The following is an 8,977-nucleotide window of genomic DNA, read 5'->3' as shown; positions in this document are numbered from 1 at the left end:
CGGGGGGGGGGGGGGGCCGCCGGGGGGGGGGGCGCGGTCCACGGCCGGGGCCCACCGCAGGGCGCCGGGCCGGCGATGCCGCGCGACGGCGGTTCGTTCGGCCCGGGCCCGGCAGAGATGACCGGCTCCGCCGGATCGATCGTCGCCGGTCGGGTCGTCGCCGGCCGCTACCGGCTGATCGAATGCGTCGGCGCCGGCTCGATGGGCACGGTTTGGCGCGCCCTCGACGTGCTGCTGCGGGCCGAGGTGGCCGTGAAGGCCATCTGGATCGGCGGTCGCGCGGGCGCGCCAGGCCCGGACGGCGCCGACCCGCAACGGCTGGCCGCGGCCGTGCGCGAGGCCCGCAACGCCGCCCAGCTGCGGGCGAACCCGCACGTGGTCTCGGTGACCGACGTCATCCAGGACGGCGGCCTGCCGTGGATCGTCATGGAGCTGGTCGCCGCCACGTCGCTGGACACAGCGGTCCGCCGCGGCGGACCGCTGCCGCCGCGCCGGGTGGCCGAGATCGGGCTCGCCGTCCTGGACGCGCTGACCGCCGGCCAGCGGGTCGGCCTCCTGCACCGTGACGTGAAGCCGTCGAACATCCTGCTCGCCGACGACGGGCGGGTGCTGCTCACCGACTTCGGCATCGCCACCAACGTCGCGGACACGACCGACGCGGGCGCGAGCGGCAGCGCGGGAACCCCCGCCTACCTCGCGCCGGAACGGATCACCCGGGGCCCGGCCTCGCTCGCGGCCGACCTGTTCTCCCTCGGCGCCACCCTCTACTTCGCCGCCGGAGGCATCCCGCCGTTCGCCCGCGAGACGGTGCCGCTCACCCTCGGCGCGGTCCTGCACGTCGATCCACCCGCGCTGACGGACACCGACGCGCTGTGGCCGGCGATCGGCGGCCTGCTGGTCAAGAACCCACAGGCGAGGCTGAGCGCGGAGGGCGCGGAGGTCCTGCTCACCCGCGTGCTGCGGCTGGTCCCCGGCGAGCCGGACAATGCTGCCACGCGACCACCGACCACGCGACCACCGACCGAGCCGCCCGCCGCCCGGCCAGCGCGGCGGCAGACGGCCGCCCCGCCAACGGCCGGGTCCGCCCCGCGGCCAGTGCCACCAGCACGGCCAGTGCCTGCGCCGTGGCCGGCGCCTCTCCCGGACGGCCCGCGCCGGCGCCGTCCACTGGTCGCGCTCGCCGCCGGCGTGGGGCTCGTGCTCGTCCTGGTCGCCGCCGGGCTGCTCTGGGCCGCGCGGGACGAGCGCCCACCGCCCGCCGCCGATCTGCTGCCCGCCGGCATGGCCGGCACGTGGGTCGGATCGGTGACCCAGGGACCGATCGAGTTCGGCGTCGAGGTCGTGCTCAGACGCGGCGGCATCGGCGAGATCGTCGGCGACAGCGACTATCCGACGGACGGCTGCGCCGCGCGGCTGCGCCTCCTGGAGGCCGGCGCTGACCGTGTCACAGTCCAGGAACGGCTGTTCCGCTCGGGCGCGCTGTGTCGTGGCGCCGAGCGGCTCGTGCTGGCTCTTCGCCCCGACGGGCGGCTCGCCTACACGTTCCCCGCGACGAACATCAACTCAACGGGTACCGGCGTACTCACCCGGCGCTGACCAGCGGGGGCGGTGTCGGCCGGTTCACCCCCGTCGGGTGAGCGTGGCGGTGCGCCGCGGCGCACCGAGTGGGTATGAGTCGGGTCTCGCCGGCAGGTCGGTCACGCCGGCGGAGTGCCCGTGAGCTCCGGCCGGCGGCCGCCGCGTCGCCCGATCCGCGGCCGCGGTGCCGCGGTCCGGTGGGCCGCGACGGTGAGAGGAGAAATGGTGGACCCCGACTTCCCGCTGCTCAGCGTCTTCCTTTACATGCTGTGGTTCTTCTGTTTCACGATGTGGCTGTTCCTGATGTTCACGGTGATCACCGACGTCTTCCGCAGCCATGATCTCTCTGGCTGGGGCAAGGCCGGCTGGACGGTGCTGATCATCGTCCTGCCGCTGATCGGTTTGCTGGCCTACCTGATCATCAGGGGCAGCTCCATGCACGACCGCCAGGCCCGGCAGGCGGCATCCCAGGCCGACATGTGGCGCACCGAGGTCCGCGCGGCCGCCGGCCGGCCGAGCGCCGCCGACGAGCTCAGCCGGCTTGCGGACCTCCGCGACCACGGCGTCATCAGCACCAACGAGTTCGAACGGGAGAAGACGAAGATCCTGGCCTGAACGAGATCCTGGCCTGAACCGGGCACAGCCGGTCTCCTCCCGGCCGCCACTGCCTCCCGCGGGGGTCGCGCCTGTCCGCGACCTCCGCGGGAGTTTCGCTCAGAGCCGGGACGCGGCGGCGCGGTCGACCAGCCAGAGCGTGCGCTCCCGGCCCACCGCGCCGGCTGCCGGGAAGGCCACCGGATCCGCGCCGGGCGTCAGCGCGTTCGCCACCGCCTCAGCCTTCTCCTCCCCGGCGACGACCACCCAGACCTCACGGGCGGCCCGCAGCGCGGGGAACGTCAGCGTCACCCGGGTGGGCGGCGGTTTCGGGCAGTCCCGGACGGCGGTCACCGTCCCGGTGGCCACCGCCGCCGGCGAGTCGGGGAAGATCGACGCGACGTGCGTCTCCGGCCCGAGCCCGAGCAGCAGGACGTCGAACGCCGGAACGGCGGAACCGGCCACCGCCCGCGCCGCGAGCGCCTCCGCGTACGCCGCGGCGGCCGTCTCCGGCTCGGCGACACCGCCGCCACCCTCGCCGTCGCCGCCCGCTCCCGCGAGGTGGCCCATGGGGAAGACCCGCGTCGGATCCACCGGAACGTGCGCGAGCAGCGCCTCCCGGGCCTGCTGGTCGTTGCGGTCGGGGGAGTCCGCCGGCACGAAGCGCTCGTCGCCCCACCAGACGTCCACCCGGGCCCAGTCGACCGCGTCCACCGCGGGGCTGGCCCGCACCGCGCGCAGCAGCGCCACGCCGATGCCGCCGCCGGTGAGCACGATCGAGGCCTCGCCGCGCGCCGCCTGGGCGTCCACCAGCGCGGTGATGAGCCGCGCCGCCGCCGCCCGCGCGAGCACGCCGGCGTCCGCGTGGACGACCACCGTGGGCGGTTCCGGAGCGGGCCCGCCGCCCGCGGGCACGGGCGGCGTCACGACGCCGCGGGCGGGATCGGCGCGGGTGGGATCGCCGCGAGTGCCGCCTCGGAGCGCTCCAGCGCCGGATCGCGCCAGATGTGCTCGCGGTGCAGCGGTCGGCTGTTCAGATCCGGGACGCCGCTCCAGGCCGAGAGCGCCTCGGCGTACACGCTGTCGTCGTCGAGGCGGCGCAGCTCCTCCGCGAGCAGGTCACCCAGCCCTCGTTCGGGCAGCGGCAGCACCCTGGTCGGGTAACCCGTGCGGGTGATACCGGCCGAACGGCTGTCCGTGCGGGCCAGTGAGAGCTCGCCGTCGCCCACCGCCAGGCGGACGCTCTGGATGCCCTTCTTGCCCGGCGCATCGGTGATCGTCACCGGGACCCGCAGCTTCGCCTGCAGCCAGCCGGCGAACAGGCGGGCGCTGGGGTTGCCCGGCTCGCTGACGATCGTCGCCGGCCCCACCGGCTCGGAGACCTGGTCGAACGCGGCCGCCAGCAGGGTGCGCCACCCCGAGATGCGGGTCCAGGCCAGGTCGGTGTCACCGGGGACGAAGTCCTCGGCCCGCTGCAGCAGCGCGGCCAGCGGGTCGTGGGCCGCGTAGGTCCCGGTGACCCGGCGGTCGGCGAACACGCCGAGCGGGTCGTAGGCGATCTTCTCCGGGGGAGCGTCGTACCACCAGGTGACCACGGGGGCGTCCGGCGCGAGCAGCGGGAGCACGACCGACTCGGCATGCAGCGCGAGCCGGCCCGACATCCGCATCACGACGGCCTCGCCGGGCCCCAGCCGGCCGCCGATCGACACCTCGGCGTCCAGCCGAGGGTGCGGCGAGTCGATCTGCCGGCGCACAACGATCAACAGCCGGCACGGGTGGGCGGCGGCGGCCGCGGTGGCGGCGCTCTCCGCCTGGCTGACGTGCTGCTCGTCCACGACCACCACGAGCGTCAGCGCCAGGCCGAACGCGAGCGCGCCGGCGGCCCGCCGCTCGGCGGACAGCGCCTTGACCACCGCCGATCCGGTGGTGTCCCACAGGGTGGTCATGACAGTCTCCCTTCGGCGTGGCGCGGATAGCGGGTCATGGCCGGCGCCACCGGCGGCCGTCGCGGGCGAGCATGTCGTCGGCCGCCGCCGGGCCCCAGCTCCCGGCCCGGTACGTGTGCGGCTTCGTGCTCCGCCAGAACTCCTCGAGCGGGTCGATGATCCGCCACGACTCCTCGACCTCGGCGTTGTTCGGGAACAGCGTCGCGTCGCCGAGCAGGACGTCCAGGATCAGGCGCTCGTAGGCCTCGGGCAGCGCCTCGGTGAACGCCTCGCCGAACAGGAAGTCCATGGCGACGTCGCGCACCTCCATGGCCGAGCCGGGGACCTTCGAGCCGAAGCGCAGCGTGACGCCCTCGTCCGGCTGCACCCGGATCACCAGCTGGTTGTTGCCCAGCTCGGCGGTGTCGGTCTCGTCGAACGGCAGGTGCGGCGCCTTGGTGAAGGTGATCGCGATCTCGGTGACCCGCCGCGGCAGACGCTTGCCCGTCCGCAGGTAGAACGGCACGCCGGCCCAGCGTCGCGTCTCGACACCGAGCTTCACCGCGACGAAGGTCTCCGTCGTCGAGTCCGCCGGGATGTCGGCTTCCTCAAGGTAGCCGCGGACCCGCTCGCCGGCGAGCCAACCCTGCGAGTACTGCCCGCGCACGGCGAACGTGGCGTAGTCGTCGGGCAGCGACACCGCCCGCAGGACCTTCAGCTTCTCGGTGCGGATGGTGTCCGCGCCGAAGCTGACCGGCTCCTCCATCGCGGTGAGCGCCAGCAGTTGCAGCAGGTGGTTCTGCAGGACGTCGCGGGCCGCGCCGGTCTCGTCGTAGAAGCCGGCCCGGGTGCCGATGCCGACGTCCTCGGCCATGGTGATCTGCACCGAGTCGACGAAGTGGGAGTTCCAGATCGGCTCGAAAAGGGTGTTGGCGAACCGCAGGGCGAAGAGGTTCTGAACTGTCTCCTTGCCCAGGTAGTGGTCGATGCGGAAGACGTCGTCGGGGGTGAAGACGTCGTCGACCAGCGAGTTCAGTTCGCGCGCGGACTCCAGGTCGTGCCCGAACGGCTTCTCGATGACGACCCGGCGCCAGCCGCCCGCGGCCTCGTTGGAGGCCAGGCCCGTCCGCTGCATCTGTTTGAGGACGACGGGAAAAGCCGTCGGCGGGATCGACAGGTAGAAGGCCGCGTTGCCCCGGATCCCGTGGCTGTGCTCCAGGTCGGTCAGCGTCGCGGCGAGGCCGTCGAACGCGGCGTCGTCGGAGAACGAGCCCTGGCAGAACCGCAGGGAGCCGGCGAGCCGCTCCCAGGTGTCCTCGCGGAACGGTGTCCGGGCGCCGCGTTCCGCCGACTCGCGGGCGAAGGCGGCGAACTCGTCGTCGCTCCAGTCCCGGCGGGCGAAGCCGACCAGGACGAAACCCGGCGGGAGCAGCCCCCGGTTCGCGAGATCGTAGACGGCCGGTATGAGCTTCTTGCGGGCCAGGTCACCGGTCGCGCCGAAAACCACCAGCGCGCTGTTGTCCGGCAGCCGCGGCAGCCTCCGGTCCCGTGGATCCCGCAGTGGGTTGCCACTAGCGGTGGACGCCACCCGTTCCCCCTTCACAGTTCGTGGTGCTCGCGATTCATGGTGACCGCGGCCCGTGTCACCGCCGGTCCGCCTCCCCGATACTCCCGCCGGCCGGCCCGGTCTGCCCAGGCGGGATGGCGCGGCCGGGCGGAGCAGGTCGGACGGACGGGTCGGGCGGACGGGGCCGGACCGGCGGAACGGTCAGGACGCGGCGGAGCCGAGCTGCTCGCGGATGGTGTCGAGGAGCTGGTTCCAGGAGTCCTCGAACTTGCGGACGCCCTCGACCTCCAGCACCTCGACGACGTCGGCCATGTCCACTCCGAGCTCGGCGAGCTCGGCCAGGACGGCGCGGGCGTCCTCGTAGTTGGGTGTGATGGTGTCGCCGGGCACGACCCCGTGGTCGGCGAACGCCTCGAGCGTCGCCTCCGGCATCGTGTTGACGGTGCCCGGGGCGATCAGCTCCGTCACGTAGAGGGTGTCCGGCAGCGCCGGGTCCTTCGTCGATGTCGACGCCCACAGCGGGCGCTGGGGCTTCGCGCCGGCGGCGGCGAGCCGCTCCCAGCGCGGCGTGTTGAAGGTCTTCTCGTACAGCTCGTAGGCGAGCCGGGCGTTGGCGATCGCGGCCTTCGAGCGCAGGGCCTCCGCCTTCGGCGTGCCGATCTTCGCGAGCCGGCCGTCCACCTCGCTGTCGACGCGGCTGACGAAGAAGGACGCGACGGAGGCCACGTCGGAGATGTCCCGACCGGCGGCGAGGGCCTGCTCCAGACCGGTCATGAACGCGGCCATGACGGCCTCGTAGCGGTCCAGCGCGAAGATCAGCGTCACGTTCACGCTGATGCCCTGCGCCAGGGTCGCGGTGATGGCCGGCAGGCCGCCCTTCGTCGCCGGGATCTTGATGAACAGGTTCGGCCGGTCGACCGACCACCACAGGGCACGGGCCTCGGCGACCGTGCGCTCGGTCTCGTGCGCGAGCCGCGGGTCGACCTCGAGGGAGACCCGGCCGTCGACGCCGGCGCTGGCGTCGTAGGCGGGCCGCAGGATGTCGCAGGCGTCGCGGATGTCCGCCGCGGTGATCGCGCGGACGGCCTCGCCCACGTCGACCCCGCGGACGGCCAGGTCACGCAGCTGCTCGTTGTACGTCTCACCGCCGCCGATGGCCTTCTGGAAGATCGTCGGGTTGCTGGTGACGCCGACGACGCTGCGGGTGCGGGCGAGCTCGGCGAGGTTGCCGGTCCGGATCCGCTCGCGGCTGATGTCGTCCAGCCACACCGCCACGCCGGCGGCTGACAGGTCGGACAGGGGCTTGCTCATCGGACGTAGTCCTCTCCGCGGCCGTGTCGTCACGCCGCAGTGGTGCGGTCGGTGCAGTGGTCCGTGGGTGGGCTTATCGTTCGGGGCGTCCCCGCCGGGCACCGGCGTCGCCGGGCCCGCTGATCGTCGGATGGGCTGATCGTCGGATGGACCGGCGCGTCGTCGCGCGGCCCACGATGGGTCTTCGTCCCCCACAATGATCGCACCCGGCCGGACGGCCCTCCGTCGCCATGGCGCGGCCAGGTGCGGCGGACGCGGGCGTCCCGGCCGAAATCGTCACTGCCTCGCGCCGCCTTCCTTACTGCTTACGGCGACCGTGCCAGATGTCCCTGCCCTCGGCCCTACCCGCATGCGTGATCCTCACCCCAGTGTCCGTGTCCGAGTGGCACACCGGGAACGTGCCGAAGAACACTGGCTTTCCGTTGGCCTGCCGCCGTCCGCCGCGGCAGCCGACGTCGCCCGGCCGCGGCCGCCGACGTCACCAGCCCGTGGCCGCGGGCGGCGGCGACGCGCGCGGTCTGCGCACAGCAAGCCCGGCGCCCCCGGTGGACGGCGCCCACACGCGGGGTGCGGACCCCCGTCGGGACGCAGCCCACGCGCACTGCCCGGCTCCTGGCAGCTAGACTCCGACACGTCGTAGAACACCACCCACGCCCTCTCTCGGGCACCGTCCCGCGCGGTTCGCTGGATGACCGCGCCGATCGCGAGGTCGTTCTGTCTCCCGAGGCCGTTGTTCGCCACCGGCAGGGCTTGCCCCGCCGCCCGGTGACGTCGAGCGGTGGCCGTCCGGCCACGGCGGGACCTGCCCCGCGGGCCCTTCCCGCCGCGGGCGCGGGTCAACCGCCGCGTGTTGCCGTGACCTCCGCCGCCGTCCCGGTACCCGCCGTCCCGGTACCCGCGGCGCCGGCCGCCGGGGCGGAGCCGTCCGGTGATGTCCTGGTCGTTCCCCGCGGCCGACTGGCCCGGGCGACCGACCGGGCCCGTTCCTACATAGCGTTGATGAAACTGCGGGTCGTGGAGCTGCTCCTCGTCTCCACGGTGCCGGTCATGCTCCTCGCCGAGCGCGGGATGCCGTCCTGGTGGCTGATCGCGGTGACGCTGCTCGCCGGCACTCTCTCCGCCGGCAGCGCCAACACGATCAACTGCTACGTCGACCGCGACATCGACCAGCTCATGGGCCGCACGAAACGCCGCCCGCTCGTCCGGGAGGTCGTCGAGCCCGCCCAGGCGCTGCGCTTCGGCATCGCTCTCGGCATCATCTCGACGCTCATGTTCGGCCTGCTCGTCAACTGGACGTCGGCCGTGCTGTCCGTCGGGGCCATCGCCTTCTACGTCTTCGTCTACACGCTCGGCCTCAAGCGGCGCTCCCCGTCGAACATCGTCATCGGCGGCGCGGCGGGCTGCTTCCCGGTGCTGATCGGCTGGTCCGCGGTGACCGGCACGGTCGGCTGGCCCGCCGTGCTGCTCTTCGCGGTCGTGTTCTTCTGGACGCCGCCGCACTTCTGGGCGCTGGCGATCCGCTTCAAGGACGACTACGCCGCCGCCGGCGTCCCGATGCTCCCCGTGGTGGCCACGCTCGAGGTCGTCACCCGCCGCATCCTGGCCTACTCCTACCTGATGGTCGCGGTGTCCCTCGCCGTCGCCCCGGTGGCCGACATCGGCCTGGTTTACCTGGTCCCGGCGGTCCTGCTCGGCGCCTGGTTCGTCGCAGAGGCCCACCGGATGGCCGCCCGGGCCAAGCGTGGTGACGAGATCAGCCCGATGCGCCTGTTCCACATGTCCATCACGTACCTGACCCTGCTCTTCGCGGCCCTGGCCGCCGCGGCGCTGCTCTGACCCTGCCCTCCTCTGGCACCACCGCGATCCGGCACCGCTGTCAGCTGACCTCCGCCCGTCACCCGCGTCCAGGGTGACGGGCGTCGTCGGTTCCGGGGGCGGTCAGCGGCGCTCGGCGCACGCTTGACTTGAAGCGCTTGAGGTTCGTCAGCCTGGAGCCATGACG

Annotated in this window: 7 protein-coding genes; 3 read left to right on the top strand and 4 right to left on the bottom strand. The window is 73.5% G+C overall.

Going from position 1 to position 8,977, the window contains the following annotated elements:
• The first annotated feature begins 75 nt into the window (after window positions 1-75).
• Together MXD62_RS06570 and MXD62_RS06565 are read left to right on the top strand one after the other, a co-directional pair.
• Window positions 76-1,596: a serine/threonine-protein kinase gene (locus tag MXD62_RS06570; protein ID WP_248828600.1), complete on the top strand. Its 1,521-nt coding sequence runs from the start codon at window positions 76-78 to the stop codon at window positions 1,594-1,596.
• Window positions 1,597-1,800: 204 nt separating this feature from the next.
• Window positions 1,801-2,193 (top strand): PLDc N-terminal domain-containing protein, encoded by a 393-nt coding sequence (locus MXD62_RS06565; RefSeq protein WP_251081352.1) that lies wholly within the window; start codon window positions 1,801-1,803, stop codon window positions 2,191-2,193.
• A gap of 99 nt (window positions 2,194-2,292) precedes the next feature.
• On the opposite strand, the gene pgl is transcribed toward MXD62_RS06565, so the two are convergent.
• The 4 genes from pgl to tal form a co-directional block, all read right to left on the bottom strand.
• Window positions 2,293-3,099: a 6-phosphogluconolactonase gene (pgl, locus tag MXD62_RS06560; RefSeq protein WP_248828531.1), complete on the bottom strand. Its 807-nt coding sequence runs from the start codon at window positions 3,097-3,099 to the stop codon at window positions 2,293-2,295.
• On the bottom strand, window positions 3,096-4,118 hold the full coding sequence (locus tag MXD62_RS06555; protein ID WP_248828530.1) for a glucose-6-phosphate dehydrogenase assembly protein OpcA: 1,023 nt from the start codon (window positions 4,116-4,118) through the stop codon (window positions 3,096-3,098). Before MXD62_RS06555 ends, pgl begins: the two co-directional genes overlap by 4 nt.
• A gap of 34 nt (window positions 4,119-4,152) precedes the next feature.
• Window positions 4,153-5,685 carry a glucose-6-phosphate dehydrogenase gene (zwf, locus tag MXD62_RS06550; protein ID WP_020459676.1) on the bottom strand — a complete coding sequence of 511 codons (1,533 nt, stop codon included), beginning with the start codon at window positions 5,683-5,685 and terminating at the stop codon, window positions 4,153-4,155.
• Window positions 5,686-5,865: 180 nt separating this feature from the next.
• A complete protein-coding gene (tal, locus tag MXD62_RS06545) occupies window positions 5,866-6,975 on the bottom strand; it encodes a transaldolase (protein ID WP_248828529.1) in 1,110 nt (369 codons plus the stop codon).
• Window positions 6,976-7,830: 855 nt separating this feature from the next.
• On the opposite strand from tal, the gene MXD62_RS06540 reads away from it, so the two are divergent.
• The gene (locus MXD62_RS06540; RefSeq protein WP_248828528.1) at window positions 7,831-8,811 is read left to right on the top strand and encodes a heme o synthase; all 981 of its coding nucleotides are present in this window, start codon (window positions 7,831-7,833) and stop codon (window positions 8,809-8,811) included.
• Window positions 8,812-8,977 lie beyond the last annotated feature (166 nt).

It is taken from the genome of Frankia sp. Mgl5, from assembly GCF_023242985.1.
Classification (GTDB): Bacteria; Actinomycetota; Actinomycetes; order Frankiales; family Frankiaceae; genus Parafrankia; species Parafrankia soli.
Note: the sequence above shows the minus strand (reverse complement) of the source record. Positions and strands in the feature narration are given on the sequence as shown.

What these genes read in the sequence shown, in the direction of transcription:
- MXD62_RS06555 (WP_248828530.1), bottom strand. Translation starts at nt 4,118, where the DNA reads ATGACCACCCTGTGGGACACCACCGGATCGGCGGTGGTCAAGGCGCTG.
- MXD62_RS06565 (WP_251081352.1), top strand. Translation starts at nt 1,801, where the DNA reads ATGGTGGACCCCGACTTCCCGCTGCTCAGCGTCTTCCTTTACATGCTG.
- tal (WP_248828529.1), bottom strand. Translation starts at nt 6,975, where the DNA reads ATGAGCAAGCCCCTGTCCGACCTGTCAGCCGCCGGCGTGGCGGTGTGG.
- MXD62_RS06570 (WP_248828600.1), top strand. Translation starts at nt 76, where the DNA reads ATGCCGCGCGACGGCGGTTCGTTCGGCCCGGGCCCGGCAGAGATGACC.